The 23,297-nt window shown below is 33.4% G+C and carries 17 protein-coding genes; 11 read left to right on the top strand and 6 right to left on the bottom strand.

Annotation, left to right across the window (positions count from 1 at the left end):
• Positions 1-83: 83 nt before the first annotated feature.
• Positions 84-1,847, top strand: a complete 1,764-nt coding sequence (locus QYS48_RS13545; protein ID WP_308356377.1) for a UvrD-helicase domain-containing protein — start codon at positions 84-86, stop codon at positions 1,845-1,847.
• A 124-nt stretch (positions 1,848-1,971) separates the two neighbouring features.
• The gene (locus QYS48_RS13540) at positions 1,972-4,011 is read left to right on the top strand and encodes an OmpA family protein (protein ID WP_308356376.1); all 2,040 of its coding nucleotides are present in this window, start codon (positions 1,972-1,974) and stop codon (positions 4,009-4,011) included.
• A 48-nt stretch (positions 4,012-4,059) separates the two neighbouring features.
• Here QYS48_RS13540 and dapA read toward each other — a convergent pair whose 3' ends face one another.
• From dapA to ligA, 3 genes are read right to left on the bottom strand one after another with little or no spacing between them, the layout of a single operon-like run.
• Positions 4,060-4,962, bottom strand: coding sequence for a 4-hydroxy-tetrahydrodipicolinate synthase (dapA, locus tag QYS48_RS13535; RefSeq protein WP_308356375.1), 903 nt, complete (start codon positions 4,960-4,962; stop codon positions 4,060-4,062).
• Entirely contained in the window at positions 4,934-5,464 is a 531-nt protein-coding gene (locus tag QYS48_RS13530; RefSeq protein ID WP_302101202.1) for a hypothetical protein, read from the bottom strand. The genes dapA and QYS48_RS13530 overlap by 29 nt, the downstream gene beginning before the upstream one ends.
• Positions 5,465-5,468: 4 nt before the next feature.
• On the bottom strand, positions 5,469-7,484 hold the full coding sequence (gene ligA, locus QYS48_RS13525; RefSeq protein ID WP_308358437.1) for an NAD-dependent DNA ligase LigA: 2,016 nt from the start codon (positions 7,482-7,484) through the stop codon (positions 5,469-5,471).
• 220 nt (positions 7,485-7,704) lie between these two features.
• Between ligA and QYS48_RS13520 the strand changes: the two genes are divergently transcribed.
• Entirely contained in the window at positions 7,705-9,867 is a 2,163-nt protein-coding gene (locus QYS48_RS13520) for a S9 family peptidase (RefSeq protein ID WP_308356374.1), read from the top strand.
• Positions 9,868-10,081: 214 nt separating this feature from the next.
• Here the strand turns inward: QYS48_RS13520 and QYS48_RS13515 are convergent, their stop codons facing one another.
• Positions 10,082-11,749 carry an AMP-binding protein gene (locus QYS48_RS13515; RefSeq protein WP_308356373.1) on the bottom strand — a complete coding sequence of 556 codons (1,668 nt, stop codon included), beginning with the start codon at positions 11,747-11,749 and terminating at the stop codon, positions 10,082-10,084.
• Positions 11,750-12,123: 374 nt separating this feature from the next.
• Here QYS48_RS13515 and sufB point away from each other — a divergent pair, with 374 nt between their 5' ends.
• From sufB to QYS48_RS13480, 7 genes are read left to right on the top strand one after another with little or no spacing between them, the layout of a single operon-like run.
• A complete protein-coding gene (gene sufB, locus QYS48_RS13510; protein WP_308356372.1) occupies positions 12,124-13,569 on the top strand; it encodes a Fe-S cluster assembly protein SufB in 1,446 nt (481 codons plus the stop codon).
• A 51-nt stretch (positions 13,570-13,620) separates the two neighbouring features.
• Positions 13,621-14,376, top strand: coding sequence for a Fe-S cluster assembly ATPase SufC (gene sufC, locus QYS48_RS13505; RefSeq protein WP_308356371.1), 756 nt, complete (start codon positions 13,621-13,623; stop codon positions 14,374-14,376).
• Positions 14,377-14,394: 18 nt separating this feature from the next.
• Positions 14,395-15,723: a Fe-S cluster assembly protein SufD gene (gene sufD / locus QYS48_RS13500; RefSeq protein WP_308356370.1), complete on the top strand. Its 1,329-nt coding sequence runs from the start codon at positions 14,395-14,397 to the stop codon at positions 15,721-15,723.
• 29 nt (positions 15,724-15,752) lie between these two features.
• Positions 15,753-16,991, top strand: a complete 1,239-nt coding sequence (locus tag QYS48_RS13495) for a cysteine desulfurase (RefSeq protein ID WP_308356369.1) — start codon at positions 15,753-15,755, stop codon at positions 16,989-16,991.
• A 10-nt stretch (positions 16,992-17,001) separates the two neighbouring features.
• Positions 17,002-17,445 carry a SufE family protein gene (locus QYS48_RS13490; RefSeq protein ID WP_308356368.1) on the top strand — a complete coding sequence of 148 codons (444 nt, stop codon included), beginning with the start codon at positions 17,002-17,004 and terminating at the stop codon, positions 17,443-17,445.
• Between the two features lie 11 nt (positions 17,446-17,456).
• Positions 17,457-17,798: an SUF system Fe-S cluster assembly protein gene (locus tag QYS48_RS13485; RefSeq protein ID WP_308356367.1), complete on the top strand. Its 342-nt coding sequence runs from the start codon at positions 17,457-17,459 to the stop codon at positions 17,796-17,798.
• Between the two features lie 50 nt (positions 17,799-17,848).
• Positions 17,849-18,265, top strand: coding sequence for a BrxA/BrxB family bacilliredoxin (locus QYS48_RS13480; RefSeq protein ID WP_308356366.1), 417 nt, complete (start codon positions 17,849-17,851; stop codon positions 18,263-18,265).
• 101 nt (positions 18,266-18,366) lie between these two features.
• Here the strand turns inward: QYS48_RS13480 and QYS48_RS13475 are convergent, their stop codons facing one another.
• Positions 18,367-20,010 carry an amidase family protein gene (locus QYS48_RS13475; RefSeq protein WP_308356365.1) on the bottom strand — a complete coding sequence of 548 codons (1,644 nt, stop codon included), beginning with the start codon at positions 20,008-20,010 and terminating at the stop codon, positions 18,367-18,369.
• A 108-nt stretch (positions 20,011-20,118) separates the two neighbouring features.
• Positions 20,119-21,063, bottom strand: a complete 945-nt coding sequence (locus tag QYS48_RS13470) for a polymorphic toxin type 23 domain-containing protein (protein WP_308356364.1) — start codon at positions 21,061-21,063, stop codon at positions 20,119-20,121.
• 298 nt (positions 21,064-21,361) lie between these two features.
• Here QYS48_RS13470 and QYS48_RS13465 point away from each other — a divergent pair, with 298 nt between their 5' ends.
• Entirely contained in the window at positions 21,362-23,113 is a 1,752-nt protein-coding gene (locus QYS48_RS13465) for a DEAD/DEAH box helicase (protein ID WP_308356363.1), read from the top strand.
• Positions 23,114-23,297: the final 184 nt, after the last annotated feature.

The following is a 23,297-nucleotide window of genomic DNA, read 5'->3' as shown; positions in this document are numbered from 1 at the left end:
TAATTTTAAGAACAATAACTCATTAGATTATTAATCTAAAGGGTACCTCTGAAAAGTAGCTTCAGCTACAAAACTATCAACCAATGAGATTATCCAAAGAACAATCCTCCATCATCCAATCAAATAGCAATATAAAAATCAATGCGGTGGCCGGTTCAGGAAAAACCACTACCCTAATTGCATATGCTGAAAGCAGACCCAAAAATAGTAGAATCCTTTATTTAGCTTTTAATAAATCAGTGAAGCTTGAAGCAGCTAAAAGATTTAAATCAAAAAAGCTTTATAATGTGGATGTACAAACTGCGCATTCATTGGCCTTTAAGCATGTTGTTATTGGTAAAAATTTTGAGATCAATAGTAATGGATATAAAAATCATGAAATCGCAGATATTCTGAACATTCAAATCAAAAGTGAGCCATTGGCTGAAATGATTATTGCCAATCACATTAGCAAATTCACCGCATACTTTTGCAATAGTAGCGCTTCAAAAGTGGAAGAACTAAATTATGAAGATACAATTTCAGATAAAAAAGCATTAGCTTTTGTGAAAGGAAATTATTCATACATCAAAAAGAAAACTAGAGAGTTCTTAGCTAAAATGAATAAGGGAGAAATACCAATCACCCATGACTTCTACCTTAAGAAATTTCAACTTCAAAACCCTCTGTTGGATTATGATTACATACTCTTTGACGAGGGGCAAGATGCCTCCCCAGCCATGCTTGATGTATTCTTAAAACAAAGGGCAATTAAAGTGATTGTAGGCGACACTCATCAACAAATCTATTCCTGGCGCTATGCTGTTAATTCTTTAGAAATGGTCGATTTTAAGCCTTATGAGCTTTCTATCAGTTTTCGATTTAATGAAAAAATAGCTCATTTGGCACAAGCAATAGTAGAAAGGAAAAAACTCCTGCAAACAACTCTAAAATTTCAAATAAAAGGAAAGGGCAATCCATCACAAGGACAACAAAAAGCAGTTATAGCTCGCACCAACCTAGGACTGTTGACCAAGGCCATCGACTACATATCCGAAAAGGAAAATTTGGCCGACATTTATTTCGAAGGCAATATCAATTCCTACACCTATGCTGATGACGGCACCTCATTATATGATGTATTGAATCTCTATGAGGGTAAAAGGAAATTCATCAGAGATCCTTTAATTAAAAAAATGAAGGGACTAGAGGATTTGGAAGAATATATAGAAAAAACAGAAGATATGCAGTTGGGCATGATGGTGGAATTAGTTAAGGAATATGGAAATGAAATTCCAAAATACATCAAGCAACTGAAGGAAAAACATCTTGAAAATGAAGATCGTGATAAAGCACACATCATTTTCTCCACCGTGCACAGGTGCAAAGGAATGGAATATGACGCTGTTCAGCTAGTCAATGATTTTTTAACGGAAGAGAAATTAAGGAAATTGGTACAACAAAAAGATTTTCCTGAGCTGATCAAACAAAAGCTAAATGAAGAAATCAATTTGCTATATGTTGCGATTACCAGAACCCAAAACAAACTCTATATAGAAGAAGATTTACTCCCTGAAAACTGGACGAAAAATGGCCAAATCATACTACTGAGACGTAAAGATGAAAAAGAAAATACTTCAATTAAAGATTTGAAATTAAATAGTTTTGAAGAAAAGGCTTTTGATATGGTCGAGATTAGAAAAACGCATAAATCTGCCTACACACCTTGGACTGACGAATTGGATCGGGAATTAAAATTTATGTTTGAAGAAGGATTGAGTACTAAAGATTTGGCAAATCATTTTGGCAGAACCAAAGGGGCTATCAGAGCAAGGATCAAGAAATTATACTCCTTTGAGGATTCATGAAGCACAGCTAATTCAAATAATTAATCCTTAATTTCTTTCAAAATATTACAGATGAATACAGTTTAATATTCGATGAATAGCTATTTTTCTTCTTTTTGTCAATCTTTACTTCAAATTAATAAAAATGAAAAAGCTAGTACTACTCTTTTTATCTATACCATTCCTTTCCTTTAGTCAAAATGAGGAGATATTATATCAGTTAGTGGAGCTCAATGATGAGGTAAACTCTCGATATCATGAAAGTGCTCCACTAGTAACACCTGATAATCAGCGTCTATATTTCAGTATATCTAATCATCCTGAGAATAATGGCGGACGAGAAAATTCTCAAGACATATGGTATTCAGATAAGAAACCTGACGGGACTTGGGGAAAGGCAGTTCATATGGATTCCCCTTTTAATAAAAGGCAATTCAATCAGGTTCTTACCATTTTAGATGATGGAAATACTTTATTTATAAGAGGTGGGAATCGAAGAAAGGAAAAAGGTTTTTCAATCGTAACTAGAGATGATAAAGGATGGAATAATCCGGAAGAATTACCAATTGAGGGATATGAGGAAATGAGTAATGGCCGTTTTTCGGGTGCTGTAATTAGCCAAGATAGAAGTGCAATTGTTATTTACATGAATGAACGATCAGGGAAAAATTACAGTGACTTATACATAAGTAAAAGAAAAAGTGACGGGACTTATTCAAGACCTATCATGATAAAATCTCTAAGTACTTATAAAGATGAATTTGGCCCCTATTTAACCGAAGATGATAAGGTTATGTATTATGCCAGTAATAGAGAAGGCTCAATTGGAGATGTAGATGTTTGGAGAGTTCGAAGATTAGATGATAGCTGGTTAAAATGGAGCGAACCTGAAAATATTGGACCTCCAATTAATACAGACGGTTTTGATTCTTACTTTTCAGTGGATGCTACTGGAAATAATGCTTTTACCACAAGAACCTATGTAAGTGCTGATGGTAGTAATATGAATATTTATGGATTAGTACCCAAAGCTAAAATAACGGTTAAAGGGAAAATATTAGATAAAGAAACTCAAAAACCATTGTCACTTTATCTTACAGCACAGGCAGAGGAATCTAAACCCATTAATGTAGAAGTGAAATCAGATGGTAAATATTCCTTTACAACATATAATAATAAGCCATTTTCATTTATTGCCGCTAAAATTGGATATGAGCAATTAGATGAATCTTTAGACTTGTCTGAAATAATGAGCGATACTGTGATTCAAAAAGATTTTCTACTAACTCCAGTAAAAGCCAAAGTCAGATTAAGCGGTTTTATAACAGATTCAAAGACACTTAATCCTGTAAACGCAAGAGTTTACGTCTTAAAAGATAATTTTAAAGATTCTGCCAGAACTGCCTTTAAAAATGGAGGATATGGTATGGAGCTAAATGGAGCTGGGAAATATGAAATCAAAGTGCTTTCAGATGATTATGATAATATAATTGAAAAATTTAGTGTAGAAGTTCCTGAAGGTACTTATGAATTTGAGGTGAGAAAAGATTATGAGATGGTTCGCACTATTAGACCTTATATAGTTTCAGGTGTAGTGTTAGATGAAAAAACAAAAGAACCGCTAATAGCTGAATTAAGTTTTGAAATGGAGGATTCAATAATAAATGAAATTTCCAGCAATGCCGATGGAACCTTTCAAGTCAAAATCCCAAGCGCAGGAGATTTAATTATAAGAGGGAAAAAGGTCAATTATCTAAACCTGGAAAGCGAACTTAATATTAGCGATAATCAAGATTTCTTAGAATACAGCACAACACTTGAGATGGCTCCTATAGAAGTCGGTAAAACTGTAATCATCGATAATATTTACTTCAATTTTGACAAAACTACATTGAAAGAAAGCTCTTTTCCGGAGTTAGATAGATTAACTGATTTAATGAAACAAAACCCTGGAATAAAAATTGAAATTATTGGTCATACTGACAATAAAGGAAGTGATGAATATAATCTTCAATTAAGTGAGGGAAGAGCTCAATCTGTAATGCAATATTTATTGGAGCAAGATATTGCTCAAGATAGAATGACAGCAAAAGGATTGGGAGAAACACAACCCATAAGCTCTAATGATACTGAAACTGGTAGAGCCGAAAACAGAAGAGTCGAATTTACGATTACAGCTAAATAAAAAAAGCCTGATAGGATTACTATCAGGCTTAACATTAAAATTTCTAAATTATTTCAATTCGTATTGCTTAATCATCTCTTTTATCCTATTGGATAGATTATCAGATGCGGGTAATAATGGCATACGCACATAATTGTCACAAACCCCTTGTAATTTTAAAGCCTCTTTCGCTCCTATAGGGTTGCTTTCTTCATACATTAAAGGATTGATTGGCAAAAGCTTAAATAAGTTTTCATTAGATTTAGCAAAATCACCTTTCAATGCATTTTGAATCATTTCAGCAAATACTTCTGGAAAAGGATTGGCTAGTACTGAAATCACACCCACTGCACCTAGAGTAATCATTGCATTGGTTAATAGATCATCTCCTGAAATAAGTAAAAACTCTTCAGGCTTATTAGCCATTATTTTCATGCACTGACCTAAATCACCAGAAGCTTCTTTAATTCCAATAATGTTTTCATGCTGAGCTAATCTTAGAGTAGTTTCAGCAGTCATATTTGATGCCGTTCTTCCAGGTACATTATACAAGATAACTGGAACGGGTGAAGCATCTGCAATCTTTACAAAATGCTGATATATTCCTTCTTGTGAAGGTTTATTATAGTGAGGAGAAGCAGATAGAATTGCATCAACACCTGACAAATCCATTTGACCTATTAGGTCAATAACTGCTTCAGTATTATTACCTCCTGCTCCAAAAACTATTGGTAAATTCTTAGGATTATGCGTTTTTACAAATGCTAAAATTTCTTGCTTTTCTTTTAAGGTAGTAGTTGCTGATTCACCAGTTGTACCCTGAACTACAAAATAATCAGCACCTTTCGCTGTATGAATTAAGAGCTTTTCTAAAGCTTCTCGATCTACCGTTAAATCTTCTTTAAATGGGGTAATTAAGGCTGGCCCCACACCTGTGAATTTTTTAGTTATTTCCTGAAATCTTTCTGACATAATGAATTATTTCTTCTGTTAAAACTTTTGTATCTCCAGTTGATTTTGGCTTAATCATTAATTCAAAAAAAGCGGCTTCATCTTCTGTTGGCTGAAAAGCACCAATTCGGGTATCCGATTTAGTGTGTACTAACAAATACTGCATGAACAAGTTTAAGGAATCATCTAAACAAAACAGATATTCAAGCTTTTGATCTAAGAAACTTTGAAAATAAGGATTTTGAATGCTACCGAAAAAGCCAATGTCTTTATCTTCAAAGAAATCAAAATAAAATTCAAAATTCTGGGTGTCCTTAGGTTTATAAGCTAAAGTTTTGACTTCAATACCATCATTTTCTAATACCTTAATGAATTTTTTAACTGCTTCATGCTTTTTCAAATCATCAAAAGAAAAAATAACACCTACTTTCTTAAGCTTATTATAAGGATAAGCTTGGTGTAAAAATTTACTTTTCTTTTGACCTCTTTTTATCTTGTATGAAAGAATTTTATGTTTAATCACGTTTTTAGTTTTCTTTGATCAGGCTTCGGAATTCTTCTTCCGAAATAATCTGAACGCCTAACTTGTCCGCTTTTTGCTTCTTAGAAGGCCCCATATTTTCTCCAGCCACTAATATATCTACTTTTCCTGAGATAGCCGAAACTACCTTCCCACCATATTGCTTTATGACTTCTTTTATTTCATCTCTTCCGTAATGTTCAAAAACACCCGATACCACTAAAGATTTCCCTTCTAATGCACTACCTTTTTGCTCAACCTCTACTTCCTGAACTTCAAATTGTAAACCTGCATTCTTAAGCCTTTCAATCAATTCAATATTATCTGTATCTTTAAAATATTCCACCACACTTTGAGCAATTCTCTCTCCTATTTCAGGAACTTCAATTAATTCCTCAAAATTAGCTTTAGCTAAATTATTAATATTCTTGAAGTGATAAGCTAATTTTTCGGCAACCGTTTTACCTACAAACCTGATACCTAACCCAAAAAGTATATTTTCGAATGGAATATTTTTAGAAGCTTCAATACCTTTTAAAAGATTTTGAGTGCTTAAATCTTTAAAGCCCTCTAATTCAAAAACTTGATCATAAGTCAAATCATATAAATCCGCAATGTTTCTCACCAATCCCTTTTCATATAATAAATGGATGGTTCGCTCTCCCATTGAATCAATATCAGCAGCTTTTCTTTGAATATAATGCTCAATTGATCCTTTTATTTGAGGAGGACATCCTTTTTTATTAGGACAATAATGTACTGCTTCTCCTTCAGCTCTTACCAATTCAGAACCACACTCAGGGCAAGTTCTGATATAATCTACTTCTTGGCTACCTAAATCTCGCTTGCTAAGGTCAACCCCAGTGATTTTAGGTATAATCTCTCCACCTTTTTCTACATGAACGGTATCCCCAACTCTTAAATCAAGACGAGCAATTTCGTTTGCATTGTGTAAAGAAGCTCTTTTTACTGTGGTACCAGCTAATAAAACTGGCTCTAAGTTAGCCACTGGCGTTACAGCTCCAGTTCTACCTACCTGGTAGCTTATTTCTTTAAGAATTGTTGTAGCACTCTCTGCTTTGTATTTATAAGCAATTGCCCATCTTGGACTTTTTGCAGTAAAGCCCAATTCTTCTTGTTGAGCAATGCTATTTATTTTGATTACAATTCCATCTGTATCAACATTGAGAGTATGTCTTTTTTCTTCCCATTTATTAATGAAATCGAAAACTTCATTAATATTTTTGCACTTTTTATAGGTTTGGGAAACATTAAAGCCAAATTTTTCGAGTTGTTTTATTCCTTCCTCATGTGATTCAATTGGCAAATCTTCACCTGCATAAGAATAGAGATAGCAATCCAGTTTCCTTTTTGCTACAACAGCAGAATCTTGCATTTTAAGAGTGCCTGATGCCGCATTTCGTGGGTTTGCTAATAAGGCTTCCCCATTTTCTTCTCTTTCTTTATTGATCTCATTGAAACTTTCTCTAGGTAGAAAAACCTCTCCTCTAGCTTCAAAATATTCAGGATATTTTTCCCCTCTTACTTTTAGTGGAATAGTTCTAATCGTACGAGCATTATTGGTAATATCATCTCCTTTTGATCCGTCCCCCCGGGTAACTCCACGCACCAACTTGCCATTTTCATAATGAAGACTTATCGCTACTCCATCAAATTTAAGTTCACAGAAATACTCATACTCTTCATGACCTAATCCTTTTTTTACCCTTCCATCAAAATCATCAAGTTCCACCTTAGAATATGTATTTCCTAAAGAAAGCATAGGGATTTTATGTTCTACCGTTTCAAAATTTTTGGTTATATCCCCTCCTACTCTCTGGCTTGGTGAATCATCGGTCTTTAAATCAGGAAATTGTTCTTCAAGCTTTATTAGCTCATTGAGCATCATATCAAATTCATAATCTGATATTTCAGATACACTTTCCTGATAGTATTTATAATTATAATAATGAAGCTTATCGCTTAATTCCTTTATTTTCTCTTCAGCTGATTTTTTATCCATCTTAAATGCAAAAGCTTTAATCACAAATCTAATAATTTGAGAATTGCTTTCTCCATAAAAGATTTAAAAATATGATGATTGGTTTGCTCCTTTTTTATAGGTTTTCATCTCTAATATTTATCTTATAACCACTTAAACTAATCAATTTCCTTTAATGCTATTTCATTCTTCATATTATCAAAATGCTTATTACATTTGAGCTTAAATCAATTCAATGATTATGAAAAAATTATTAGTACTAATATTTGTTTTAAGTTCAGGTTTAGCGCTTGCTCAAAAAAATATCACTGTATCCGACATCTATGAAAAAGGCACTTTCAGACAAGAGTCGGTTTACAATGTTAACTGGATGAACGATGGGAAATATTATTCTGCTTTAGAGGATAATAAAGTTCAAAAAATTGATGTTGAAAATGGTGAAGTGGTAGAAACTTTAGTAGACGGAAATGAGCTAGAGCCTGCATTAAATATTAGAAGTTATACATTTAGTGTGGATGAACAAAAGTTATTATTAGCTACTGAAGTAAATTATATCTACAGAAGATCATTTACTGCTCAATATTATGTGTATAATTTGGAGGATGAGAGCTTAACCCCTCTTTCAGAAAACCCACAGATGTATGCTACCTTTTCGCCTGACGCTTCTAAAGTAGCTTATGTGTTTGAGAACAATATTTACATTTTTGATTTAGAAAGTGAAGAAACCACACAAGTTACATCAGATGGAAAAATCAATGAAATCATAAACGGTGGTTCTGACTGGGTTTATGAAGAGGAATTTTACATTACCAAAACTTTCTATTGGTCACCAGATGGTAAAAAATTAGCTTATTACACTATGGATGAAAGCCATGTTAGAGAATATACGCTTCAAAAATGGAATGATGGTCAATTATATCCTGAAAATTATGTTTATAAATACCCTAAAGCGGGAGAAGATAATTCTTATGTTTGGATTTCAGTTTATGATTTGGCTTCTGAAGAGAGTGTGAAAATGGATATTGGTGAAGAAAAAGATCAATATATACCGCGAGTACAATGGACTAAAAATTCAAATCTCTTAAGCATTATCAGAATGAACAGAAGACAGAACATTCTTGAAATACTTCATGCAAATGCCAGCACAGGAGAAAGTAAAGTTGTTCTTAAAGAGGAATCTGAAACCTATGTAGCCTTAAATTATTGTGATGATTTAACCTATACCAATGATGGGAAATACTTTATTCATTCAAGTGAAATGGATGGTTTTAAGCATCTTTATCTTTATACATTAGATGGTAAATTAGTTAGACAAATTACTGAGGGAGATTGGGAAGTAGTAAGTATAGTCGGTATTGATCAAGGTAATAGCACCATCTATTATATCAGTACGGAAAATTCACCATTAGACAGATCTTTTTATTCTATCAAAATGAATGGAAAGAAAAAGCAATTGTTAGGTGAGAAAATGGGTGTTACTCGTATTAATATGAGTAATGATTTTGAGTATTACTTGAAATACTACAGCAATCCAACTACACCAAATCAAGTAAGCCTACACCAAACGAAAGGCAATAAAAAATTAGTAACCCTAAAAGACAATAAAAACTATAAAGCAATCACTGAAGAGTTTGGCTTTGTTGAGAAAGAATATTTCACTTTCAAAACTTCAGAAGATGTAGAATTAAATGGCTATTTCTTAAAACCAGCTAATTTTGATGCTTCTAAGGAGTATCCTGTCATTGTATACCAATATAGCGGACCTGGTAGTCAGCAAGTTCAAAATGGATGGAGTGGAAGCCATTTCAATTGGCATCAAATGATGACTCAGAAAGGATATGTTATTGCCGTTATCGATCCTAGAGGAACTGGTGGAAGAGGTGAAGCTTTCAAAAAAATTACATACCGCCAATTAGGTAAGTATGAAACGAAAGATATGATTGAAGCTGGAAAATATTTAGCTAGTCTTGATTATATAGATTCTGAAAGAGTTGGAATTTGGGGATGGTCATACGGTGGCTATATGGCTGGAAATGTAATTTTAGACGGGGCTGATATTTATAATGCAGCAGTTTCAGTAGCGATGGTATCTAATTGGAGATATTATGATACTATTTACACTGAAAGATATATGGATACTCCTCAGAATAACCCTAATGGTTATGATGATAATTCACCATTAAGTAAGGTTGAAAAATTAGAAGATCCTTATTTGGTGATTCATGGTACTGGTGATGATAATGTGCATGTTCAGCATACAGTAGTTTATCAAGATGCTTTGTTAGAAGCTGGAAAACAATTTGATCTATTCTATTATCCTGACAGAACACATGGAATAGGTGAAGATGGCGCAAGACCACATCTTTTTAGAATGATGACTGACTGGTGGTTGGAGAACTTATAATCAATAGTAAAATTATAATATGAATTAAAGCTCGGTAGAACCGAGCTTTTTTATTTTCTACATATTAGAGTATCTACGACATATATTTCAACCACAAAAATAATTAAAAGCATAAGTCTGCCTTCCGCCTTTCCCATAATCAACAAAAAAGAGGTTGTCTTAAAATTTTACTTTTTAGACAACCTCTTTTCAATATTAATAAGATTTAAATGTTTTAATTATCTCTTAAGTGTCTTCTGATGATCTTACCCACATTTGATTTAGGTAATTCTGTTTCAAAAGATACTGATTTTGGACACTTATAGGCAGTTAGGTTTTCTTTGCAATACGCAATTACCTCTTCTTCAGTTAAGCTATCATCCTTTTTCACAACGAAGGCTTTTACCACTTCCGTTGATTTTTCATCAGGAATACCAATTACAGCTACTTCAAGAACTTTATCCATTCCTGCAATTACATCTTCAATTTCATTTGGATACACGTTGAAACCAGATACATTAATCATATCTTTCTTTCTATCCACAATTTTGAAGAACCCATCCTCATCCCTTACTCCAACATCACCAGTTCTAAACCAATCACCATTAAAGAAAGTGGTATCATTTAATTCTGGTTTATTCCAATAACCTGACATTACCTGTGGTCCTTTACCACAAATTTCTCCTGGTTCACCAACTGCAACTTCATTGCCTTCATCATCTAATATTTTCATATTAGTACTTGGGGTAGGAATTCCAATCGTACCAATTCTTTCAGTACCATCCAATGGATTAACACTCAATACAGGTGAAGTTTCACTCAATCCGTATCCTTCTACTAAAGGACCACCTGTTAGTTTCTTCCACTTTTCAGCAACAGCTCTTTGAACAGCCATACCGCCTCCAATAGAACCTTTTAGATGAGAAAAATCTACTTCATTAATATTTGGCTGATTTAATAAACCATTAAATAGAGTATTAACACCGGTCATTAAGGTAAATGGATGCTTTTTCAATTCTTTAATGAAAGCAGGCATGTCCCGAGGATTGGTGATTAAAATACTTTTAGCCCCAATACTGAACATTAAAATACCATTTACAGCTAATGCAAATATATGGTATAATGGTAAAGCTGTAATCATTTGTTCTTGCAAACCATCTGTAAATAATGGTTTAAACCATTCTTTAGTCTGCATAGTGTGAGCCACAAGATTTCTATGTGATAATTGAGCACCTTTACTTACTCCTGTGGTACCTCCGGTATATTGCAAAAATGCAAGATCAGAAGAATCAATTTCAGGCTTTTTAAAAGTATAATTTTTACCCTTTTTCAAAACGTCCTTAAATTTTATAGCAGACGGTAAATTGTAGCTAGGAACCATCTTTTTAACATTCTTTACTACAAAATTTACTATACCACCTTTCAGACCACCCAGCATATCCCCTAATTGAGTCACGATTACCGTTTTGATTTCAGTTTCTGCTAAAATCTTTTCAAGATTGCTAGCAAAGTTGGCTACAATAACGATAGCTTTAGCCCCTGAATCCTTAAACTGATGAGCCATTTCTCGGGAGGTATATAATGGATTGGTACCTACTACAATTAATCCAGCTTTTAATGCTCCTATCATGGCAATAGGGTACTGCAAACAGTTAGGCATTTGGATTGCTATTCTATCTCCTTTTTTTAACCCTGCCTCATTTTGTAAATAAGCAGCAAAGTTATTTGAAAGCTCATCTACTTCAGAATATTTTAAAACCTTACCCATATTCTCATAGGCTTCATTATCGCCATGCTTTTGAAAAACTTCTTCAAATAATTCAGGTAGGTTTTTGTATTGATCTGGGTTTATCTCTTTTGGTACTCCTTTTGGATAGTGATTGTACCATGGAAAGTCGCTCATAGTCGTATATTTAATTCAATTTTTAAATTTTCGGATTGGAAATTAATAAAAAATATTCTTCTTCCATAGAGCTATTTTAAACAACATTCATACATATGAATCTAATATTTCAATATTTACTGTAAATCAGACTTTTACAGATAACCGCTTCTTCTGTATTATTACTGGAAAATCTATTGAAAAACATTCTCTAATAACATTTAGTCCAATATTTCGTCAAAATACATGTAGCTGTATGTATTATAAGCTTTACCTATTGCGCAATAGTTTTTATTGATAATTCTGTGTTTAAAAAATATAGGTTTTTGATAACATTAGCACATAAAATATGTTAGCTTTGTACCTAAATTGAAATTAGTCTAAATAATCCATATATGAGTAAGGACGATCAAATACTGGAAGAATTTGCTTCTAAAGAATACGAGCATGGCTGGACAGTTGATATTGAAGCTGACTCGGCACCTCCCGGTTTAAACGAAGATATTGTACGTTTTATATCTGCAAAAAAAGAAGAACCAGAATGGCTTCTTGAATGGAGGTTGAAAGCTTATAGAAATTGGAGAAAAATGACAGAGCCTAGTTGGGCCAACGTTCATTATCCAAAACCAAATTTTGAAGATATTATTTATTATTCTGCTCCTAAGCAGAAAGATAAACCTAAAAGCTTAGATGAAGTGGATCCTGAATTAAGGAAAACTTTTGAGCGTTTAGGAATTTCTTTGACAGAGCAAAAAAGATTAACAGGTGTAGCGGTAGATGCAGTAATGGATTCCGTTTCTGTGGGTACTACCTTTAAAAAGCAACTAGCTGAATTAGGAATTATTTTCTGTTCATTTAGCGAGGCTGTTAAAGAACATCCTGAGTTAGTTAAAAAATATCTTGGTTCTGTTGTACCTTCTAATGATAATTTCTATGCAGCTTTAAATTCTGCTGTATTCTCTGACGGTTCATTCTGTTACATTCCAAAAGGTGTAAGATGTCCAGTAGAGCTTTCAACTTATTTCAGAATCAATGCAGCAAATACAGGACAATTTGAAAGAACTTTAATTGTTGCTGAAGATGATTCATATGTAAGTTATCTGGAAGGATGTACTGCTCCTATGCGTGATGAAAATCAATTACACGCTGCTGTAGTTGAAATATATGCAGCTAAAAATGCAGAAGTAAAGTACTCAACGGTACAAAACTGGTATCCAGGTAATAAAGAAGGTAAAGGCGGTATTTATAATTTTGTTACCAAAAGAGGTATCTGTGCCGGAGATTATGCAAAGATTTCATGGACACAAGTTGAAACTGGTTCTGCTGTAACTTGGAAATACCCTAGTTGTATACTCAAAGGAGATTATTCACAAGGTGAATTCTATTCTGTTGCTGTTACTAATAATATGCAACAAGCAGATACTGGTACTAAAATGATTCACTTAGGTAAAAATACTAAAAGTAGAATTGTTTCTAAAGGTGTTTCTGGAGGTAAAAGCCAAAATTCCTACAGAGGTTTAGTGGAAATTCATAAAAGAGCCGAGAATTCGAGAAACTTTTCTCAATGTGACTCTTTATTAATGGGTGATAGATGTGGAGCACACACTTTCCCTTACATTGAGGTTAAGAATAAATCTTCTCAAATAGAACATGAAGCTACCACTTCTAAAATTGGAGAAGATCAAATTTTCTATTGTCAGCAAAGAGGTATTGACGAAGAAAGTGCAGTTGCCTTAATCGTAAATGGTTATTGTAAAGAGGTTTTAAATAACCTTCCAATGGAATTTGCTGTAGAGGCTCAAAAATTATTAGCCTTAACTTTAGAAGGATCTGTAGGATAATAGACCTTTATTCAAACACTAGAATATTATTATTTTTTGAAATAAGTAGATATGTTATCGATTAAAAATTTACACGCCTCAATAGAAGGTAAAGAAATACTAAAAGGAATTAACTTAGAAGTTAAACCAGGTGAAGTACATGCTATCATGGGACCCAATGGTTCTGGTAAAAGTACTTTAGCTTCTGTTTTAGCTGGCAGAGAGGATTATGAAGTAGACTCAGGTGAAATTTCTTTCAATGGTAAAGATTTGCTTGAATTAGAAGCTGATGAAAGAGCGCAGGAAGGCGTATTTTTAGCATTTCAATATCCAATTGAAATTCCTGGAGTAACCACTACAAACTTCATGAAAACAGCTTTAAACAAGATTCGTGAACATAAAGGATTAGAGCCATTAGATGCTGTATCATTCCTTAGCTTAATGAAAGAAAAAATGAAGTTGGTTGAAATCGACCAATCATTATTAAGCCGTTCACTAAATGAAGGTTTCTCAGGTGGTGAGAAAAAAAGAAATGAAATTTTCCAAATGGCGATGCTTGAGCCTACCCTATCTATTCTAGATGAAACTGATTCTGGTTTAGATATTGATGCGCTAAGAATTGTAGCAAATGGTGTAAATAAGCTTAAAAGTGATGACAACGCTACCATAGTGGTTACTCACTATCAGAGATTATTAGATTATATCGTTCCAGATTTCGTACACGTTCTTTTCAACGGAAAAATTGTTAAAACTGGTGGAAAGGAATTAGCTCTTCAATTAGAAGAAAAAGGATACGATTGGATCAAAGAAGAAGCAGGCGTTGCATAATTTTAATCAGCAATACATATGAGTAAATTGATTAAAGAAGATATAGATAAATTTTTCATCGAGCAATTTCAAGCTTTTGAAAATTCTTTAAACGGAGAAAGTAAAAAGCCTTTACATGCCGAAAGAAAAACTGCCATTGATAAATTCAAAACAGCAGGTTTTCCCCATGCAAAAGATGAAGAATATAAATACAGTAATATAGCTAAGACATTTGGTAGACTTTTTAGTTTAGACAACATGTCAGATGGTGCTTTTTCATTAAGCATCGATGAGGCTTCTAAATATTTTATTCCTGAATTGGATGCTATCCGTTTAGTATTTGTAAACGGTGTTTTAGATGCTAATCTGTCAGATGACTTTAGCTCTCTTCCAAAAGGAGTTCATATTCAGCCAATAAAAATTGCAGCCGATGATTATGCTGAAGATTTTGAAAAACACTTCAACAAGCACGAAATCGAAGGGGCTGATAATTTTACAGATTTAAATACAGCTTTTACAAATGGCGGAGTATTTGTAAAAATTGATAAAAGCGTAGTGGCTGAAAAGTCAATTGCATGTTATTATTTCAACGATGCGAAAAATGCTGATATAGTAAGTCAACCTAGAAATTTAGTTATAGCTGAAAAGAATAGTCAGGCATCTGTTATAGAATCTTACATTACATTAGGTGAGCACGCTAGTTTTACAAATGCAGTAACTGAAATTGTGGTTGAAGATGATGCAATATTTGACTATTACAAATATCAAAACGAATCGGATAAAGCGATTCAAGTTGGTACAACTATGGTACACCAATTAGGCAAATCAGTTTTTAATGGTGTTACTCTAAGTTTGAATGGTGCTATGTTACGTAACAATCTTAACATAGCTGTACATAAAGAGCATTCTGAAACGAATATGTATGGTTTGTATCTACTAGATGGAAACACACATGTAGATAATCACACAGTAGTAGACCATAAAGTACCTAATTGTGAAAGCAATGAGATGTACAAAGGTATCTTAGACGGCAAATCTAGAGGTGTATTTAATGGTAAAATCTTTGTTCGTCAGGATGCACAGAAAACAAATGCTTTTCAATCTAATAGAAATGTAGTTTTATCGGATGATGCTGAGGTTGATACTAAGCCTCAATTAGAAATTTGGGCAGATGATGTTCAATGTTCTCATGGTTGTACAGTTGGCCAGTTAGATGCTGATCAATTATTTTACCTAAGAGCAAGAGGTATTGATAAAAAAACTGCTAAATCCATACTTTTAAATGCTTTTGCATCTGATGTATTAAGCAATATTAAAATAGAAGCATTTAGAACGCTAATGGAGAACAAAATTCATGAAAGGCTGTAATCAATAAATTAAATCATTAAATATATTTTATGAGTGTAGCTTTAGCTTCCAATATTGATATAAATAGTATTAGAAAAGATTTCCCAATCCTTGATCAAAAGGTAAATGGGAAACCTCTTATCTATTTTGACAATGCAGCTACCACACAAAAACCCAAATCGGTTATAGAAGCATTATCTGAATACTATAGTTCATATAATGCTAACATACATAGAGGATTACATACTTTAGCTGAAAAGGCAACTACTGCTTTTGAAGATACTCGAAAAGTATTTCAAAAGTTTATTAATGCAAATGAAGTTGAAGAAGTAATTTTTACAAAAGGAACTACAGATAGCATTAATCTAGTAGCTAACGCCTATGGTAGAAAATTTTTAGAGAAAGGTGATGAAATAGTGATTACGGCTATGGAACACCATTCTAATATTGTTCCATGGCAGATGATAGCTGAAGAAAAAGGAGCTGTATTAAAAATTATACCTGTTAATAAGAAGGGTGAAATATCACTAGATGATGTAAAAGCTACTGTTAATAAGAATACCAAAATTGTATCAGTAGTTTACGCTTCCAATTCATTGGGAACTGTTAATCCTGTTAAAGAGATTGCAAAAATAGCCCATGATCATGATGCAGTAATGCTTGTAGATGGGGCTCAAGCCTCCTCTCATTGTATAGTTGATGTTCAGGATTTGGATTGTGATTTTTATGCTACTTCTGGCCATAAAATGTATGGGCCAACAGGTTGCGGGATTCTATATGGTAAAAGAGCTATTTTAGAAGAAATGAATCCTTATCAAGGTGGTGGTGAAATGATCAATAATGTATCATTTGAAAAAACTACTTATAATGATATTCCATATAAGTTTGAAGCTGGCACACCTAATATTGCAGATGTAGTAGCACTAAAAAAAGCTGCAGAATACATCAATAATATTGGAAAAGATAATATCATGGCACATGAAAAGGCATTAACAGCCCACGCTCATGAAAGATTATCCGAAATACCAGGCATTAACTTTTATGGAACAGCTGATGATAAAGTAAGCGTTGTTTCATTCACTATCGATAATGTACACCCTTATGATGCAGGTCTTATGTTAGATGCTAAGGGGATTGCAGTCAGAACAGGTCATCATTGTACGCAACCCTTAATGGAGCATTTCGGAATTGATGGAACAATTAGAGCTTCCTTTTCTGTTTACAATACGATAGATGAAATAGATTTTTTTGTAGATTCTTTAAAAGATATAGTAGCAAAATTTAGCTAAATTATATTCAATGTCTGATCAATCAATTAATACGAGACAAGACGACATCATTGAAAAATTCTCCATGTTAGATGGAGATATGGAAATGATGATAGGTTATTTAATGGAGCTAGGCGAAAAGCTTCCTGAAATGCCTGAAGAAATAAAAACGGAAGATAATATTGTAAAAGGTTGTCAATCAAAAGTTTGGTTAACCGCTGAAGAAAATGATGGTAATCTTAGCTTTCAAGCCGATAGTAATACAGCGATTACTAAAGGATTGGTAAGTTTATTAGTGTCTATATTAAACAATAGTGCAATAGATGATATTTTAAATGCTGATTTATATTTTGTTAATAAAATTGGTATGAATAGGTTTATTGGTACGCAAAGGTCTAATGGTTTTTTAGCTATGATTAAGCAAATCAAAATGTTTGCACTAGCGTATAAAACCAAATTAGAAAATGAAGCTTAAACAATAGCATTATGGCTGAAGAAACAAAATTCGAAAAGAAATCGGAAATACCTAATTTAAGAGATAAGGTTCTAGAGGCTTTAAAATCAGTTTATGACCCTGAAATTCCAGTGGACATTTACGAATTAGGATTAATATATGAGGTGAATGTATACCCAGTTAATAATGTATACATTTTAATGACTTTAACCTCTCCTTCTTGCCCAGCAGCAGAGGATATCCCTAGCGAAGTCGAAATGAAAGTGAGAGCCATTGAAGGAATCAGTGATGTAAAGGTTGAATTAACTTTCGATCCACCTTATACTCAAGAAATGATGAGTGAAGCTGCAAAGCTTGAATTAGGCTTTATGTAATTAATAAAAAGTAGAATAATCTAATATTTAAAATAATAAATTCATAATATATGTATCCTGAAGAATTAGTAGCACCAATGCGTGCAGATTTAACGGAAGTTGGTTTTGAAGAATTCAAAACAGCTGACCAGGTAGTGGAACACCTTAAAGATCATAAAGGAACTTCTTTAATGGTTATAAACTCAGTATGTGGTTGTGCAGCAGGTGCAGCAAGACCAGGTGTTAAGTGGGCAGTACAACAAAGCCCTAAAAAACCTGATAATTTAACAACTGTATTTGCTGGTGTTGATCAGGAAGCGGTTGCTAAAGCAAGAGAATTAACTGCTCCATACCCACCATCATCTCCATCAATTGCTTTATTTAAAGATGGTGAGTTGGTACACTTTGTGGAGAGACACCACATCGAAGGTAGAACTGCTGAAATGATTGGAAATCATTTGGTTCAAGTATTCGAAGAGTATTGTTAATAATATAATCTAGCATCTAGATTACTAAACAAAAAAGGGGTAATGAATTAAGTTTCATCACCCCTTTTTGTATTAAAGATAATATTGAGATTAATCAGGTTTTACTTATACTCTGTAGGTGTTTTTCTAGCTTGAGTTGCCTTTTCAAATGCATAAGCATATTCTAATAATTTCTGCTCTGAAAATGGTTCTGCTATAAATGTCAATCCTTTAGGTTGCCCATTTTCCTCGTAGCCCATAGGTACTGTTAATGCAGGATAATGTGCTACAGCAGCATAACCTGCTGTCCAATTATTGATGGATAAAATAGCATCAAGATCATTTTCACTCATCATCGTTTCAAAATACCTTCTTCCTTCGCTCATCAATCGAGTTTTTAAGGTATCAAACTCTGAAGCAGTGGTAGAGTCAGTCACTATTCCTTCAAATCTGGCTTGTCCATAAGGAATACGTTTTGCTGAATCTTCCATATTAAAATCCATTACATCCTGTACTGACGTGAAGTTAATAGAAGGACCAGCATAATTTTCAAAATAATGGGGTAAATCAGCCTTCATATCCAAATTCAATAAAGTTAAAAAGCCTGATAAATTTACTTCTGGGGCTTCAACTTCTACAATAATAGCTCCCATATCTTTTAACTTCTCAACTTGAATCTTGTATAATGAATCTTCTAAGAATCCTTTCATAGCAGCTAATCTTTTCCCTTTCAGAGCATCAGCATTTAAGGACTTCCAGTACTCTTTTTGTGGCGAATTACCAACAGTAACTTGATCTTCTGAATCTTCACCAGTTAATGCAGACAGCATAATAGCATTATCCATAACGCTTCTTGTCATAGGACCAGGTGTGTCCAAAGTACTAGAAATAGGAACTATCCCTCCTCTACTTAATAAGCCAACTGTTGGCTTTAAACCTACAATAGAATTTGAACTAGAGGGAGATAAAATTGAACCAGAAGTTTCAGTTCCAATAGCTCCTGCTGCATAATTAGCCGCAATAGATGAACCACTTCCCGAACTTGAACCTCCTGTATCAAATTCTCCTCTTCCATAAGGATTTAGAGTTTGACCTCCAATAGCATTATAGCCATTAGGACATCCATCACATAAAAAGTTAGCCCATTCACTTAAGCTTGATTTACCCAGAATAATAGCTCCAGAGGCTTCTAATCTTTCTACTATAAAAGCATCTTCTGCCATATTATCTTTTAAAGCAGCAGCTCCAGCAGTGGTAGGAATACCTGCAAAATTCACATTATCCTTCAATAATATGGGCATACCATAAATTGGATGATGCTCTTCTGAATTGTTTTCATCTTTTGCTATCGCTTCTTGAACTGCAGTAGGATTAATGGAAATGATATTATTTAATGTGCTTAAACTATCATTTTCAAAAATTACAATTCTATATAGATACCATTGCGTGAGCTGTTTATAGCTTAATTTGCCTTCATCTATAGCATTTTGCAGGCTCATCATATCCTGCTCAAGTATGATGGGTTTTAATTTCTCATAATCTTTGAGAGAAAAATCGCTAATCTGAGGTTCTATTTGTGCCCAAAGGTCATTTCTGTCACTAATTTTTGATTGAATCAATTTATAGCGCATAAAACGTGATTCATGATCAGCATTCTTCTCAATTATGGCTGTTTCATCATAGGGTACCCAAGTATCAATTGTAGTTTTGGGCTTTTCTTCACAAGCCCACAAACCTAAAATCAATAAGTAAAATATCTTTTTCATAAATTATTCTATTTAAGTTTATGCTTATAAAAAACAAGATAAGCAAAATAAGAAGCTTAATTCTGAATCAGAATCTATTTTACAGGACTGGTATGTTTTAACTTTTATTTAGTAGAATTCAGGAGTATTCAATCCAATATTGAAATAAAATTGACCTTCTCTTAACTGCTGACCTTCTTCATAGAGATAGGAATTTCCTTCTTGGTCTACCATTGGAATATGTCTGCTTTTAGCAGTATTCCATTTTTTAGGATAGAATGGTAAATCATGCATAAATTTATTTTGAATTGCATTTCTTATTTTTTCATGATCATAACCTAATGAAAACCTAATTTGATTTGCCAATGGAAGTTGTCGTATATAATCCACGGCAAGAACACCATGAGAATATTTACCAAATGGTGTATCGCTTAAGTCAAAGTAACCATATCTTGAAAATTTCGATTCATTTATTCTTTTGGTCTTAGGATTATCTTTATTACCGGTCCAGAACGTAAAAGATGTTGCGAAACTTTGAATAGAATCCTGATATCCTAAACGCATTGCAGCAGTACGGAATTTATCAACTGATTTAGCTGCTAATAAATCATTTTCATGATAAATGTAAAAATGACCGAAGTTTAAACCAATTTCACCGGTGGGTTGAGCAGTATTCCAATGATTAAAATAATATCTATACTGATAATGAAATTCATAAAAACAATTACTACTAAAAGGAGAATACTGAAATGATCTAAAACTATGATCTCTTCGGTCAATTGCTGTAGTTACTTTAAATCCTAAAATATGTTGAAATGTCTTTTCGTAATAGCCAAAATCAGAAAGTGTATATAAAACATTATACTCAAGTCCCAAATTAGCATAATCTCTTCCTCCTTTTACAGAAACTGATATCCCTACCCTATTTTGATGTGAGCCAAATTGAAATACTACTCCAGCTTGAGCATAATAGTTTAAATTTCCACTTATGTTTAATACTTCTTGACTGTATAAATCTAAATGATTTAATAGATTAAAGATTAATACAACAGAAATCACTTTAAGAAATTTCAATATCTAAATGGTTAAGTAATTATTTAAAAATTCAAAATTAATTAAAAGCATAAAAACTTTAACGCATTTCATAACAACTTTAATCGCAGAATATAATTTGGTTTCTTAATTGTAAATTGCAATAAATCAAAAAACTATTTGTACCTTTGTACCACATTACAATCCTAGGCTACTCGAAAGGTTCGAAATATGGCTTGGGTTAAGCCGGGGAAAATCGAGAGTCGCTTTAATGCAATAGGCTGCTTAGCAGTCATGTCACAACATATCCCTGCTATTGTATTAATTTTTAAACATTAAAATGCTAACATTCGAAGAATTAGGCCTTAAGCCTGAAATTCTCAAAGCTATTTTAGAAATAGGTTTTGAGACACCAACTGCTATTCAGCAAAAAACTATCCCTCATTTATTAAACTCTAAGCAAGATCTAATTGCTTTAGCACAAACAGGGTCTGGTAAAACAGCCGCTTTTGGATTACCTGTAATTAATCAAATCGACAGTAATTCTAAAAAGACTCAATCTTTAGTATTATGTCCTACTAGAGAATTAGCTATTCAAATCGCTAATGATTTTAATGCATATACAAAATTCTCTAATAGATTAGATGTTTTACCAGTTTATGGTGGAGCAAGCATTGAAACTCAAATTAAAGCCTTAAACAGAGGCGCTCAAATAGTTGTCGGAACACCTGGTAGAGTTGTTGATTTAATCAAAAGAAATAAACTAAAGCTAGAAGACATTGAGTGGGTAGTGTTGGATGAAGCTGATGAGATGTTGAACATGGGATTTAAAGATGATCTTGATTTCATTCTTTCTCACACTCCTGAAAGCAGACAAACCTTATTGTTCTCTGCTACAATGTCAAAAGAGGTATTAAGGATTTCAAATAATTATATGTCTAATCCTGAAGAAATATCTTCTGGCAAAAGAAATCAAGGGGCTGATAAAGTTGACCACTTCTATTATATCGTAAAGGCAAAAGATAAATACCTTGCCTTAAAGAGAATTGCTGATATCAACCCAGACATTTATGGTATTATCTTCTGTAGGACCAAAAGAGAAACCCAGGAGATTTCCGATCAATTAGTAGCCGATGGCTATAATGCTGATTGTTTACATGGTGATTTATCTCAAGCCCAGCGTGATGCTGTGATGGGTCGTTATAGAAAAAAACATCTTCAAATGCTTGTTGCTACTGATGTGGCAGCACGTGGATTAGATGTTAATGAAATTACCCATGTTATCAATTATAATATTCCAGATGATTTAGAAACCTATACACATAGAAGTGGAAGAACTGGTAGAGCTGGAAAAGCAGGTATTTCAATGGCTATCATTGGTCCAAGAGATGTCAATAAAATTAAGCAACTTGAAAAAGTATTAGGTAAATCATTTACTAAAGCTGATGTTCCTGCTGCTGAGGCAGTAATTGAAAAGCAATTAATGTCGTTTGTTGATAAAGTGAAGTCAACGGAAGTTGATGAAAAGCAAATGGAGCCATTTATTGAAAATATTGCAGCTCAATTTGAAGATTTAAGCAGAGAAGACTTAATCAAAAAATTTGTTTCTGTTGAATTCAATAAAGTTTTAGAGTATTACAAAAATTCTAATGACTTAAATCAAGCTGCAAAACCAGGTAGAGATAGCGAAAAAGGAGATAGAAGACGTAAAGAAGGCAATTTCAATAAGCTTTTCTTAAATATCGGTCAGAAAGATAATTTAAATGCAGGTACGCTTTTAGGCTGGATAAATGGTTTACAAAGTGTTCCGAATGGAATTGAATTCGGAAAAATAGATGTTCAAAGAAGCTTTACTTTCATGGAAGTAGAAAGTCAGCATGAACAAACTATTTTAGACGCATTAAACGGCAGCGAATTCGATGGAAGAAAAGTGGCGGCTGAGCCTAAAACGGGTGGTGGTCCGAGAAAATCAAACCGACCTGAAGGAAAAAGACACAGTGGCGGTGGAAGTGGATTCAAGAAGAGAGGTGGAGACAGAAAACCTGGTGGCCGTGCTAGAGTTAAAGCTGGATCAGGAGGAAGAAGAAGATAGGAGACGGAAGTTGGAATACTTGAAGTTAGGAAGATTGGAATTTGAAAACTATGACCAATTCATGTCGGTACCGAAGGTCAGACATTGAGATGGAATTAGGAAGATAATCGATCGAAACCTAAAATTTCCCAAATAAATGAAGCCTTTTTGCAGTAATGCAGAAAGGCTTTTTTATTGTGATACC

Origin of the sequence: Marivirga arenosa (assembly GCF_030503895.2) — a bacterium.
In the GTDB taxonomy this organism is placed as follows: Bacteria; Bacteroidota; Bacteroidia; order Cytophagales; family Cyclobacteriaceae; genus Marivirga; species Marivirga arenosa.
This window is presented reverse-complemented; position numbering and strand designations above follow the sequence as displayed.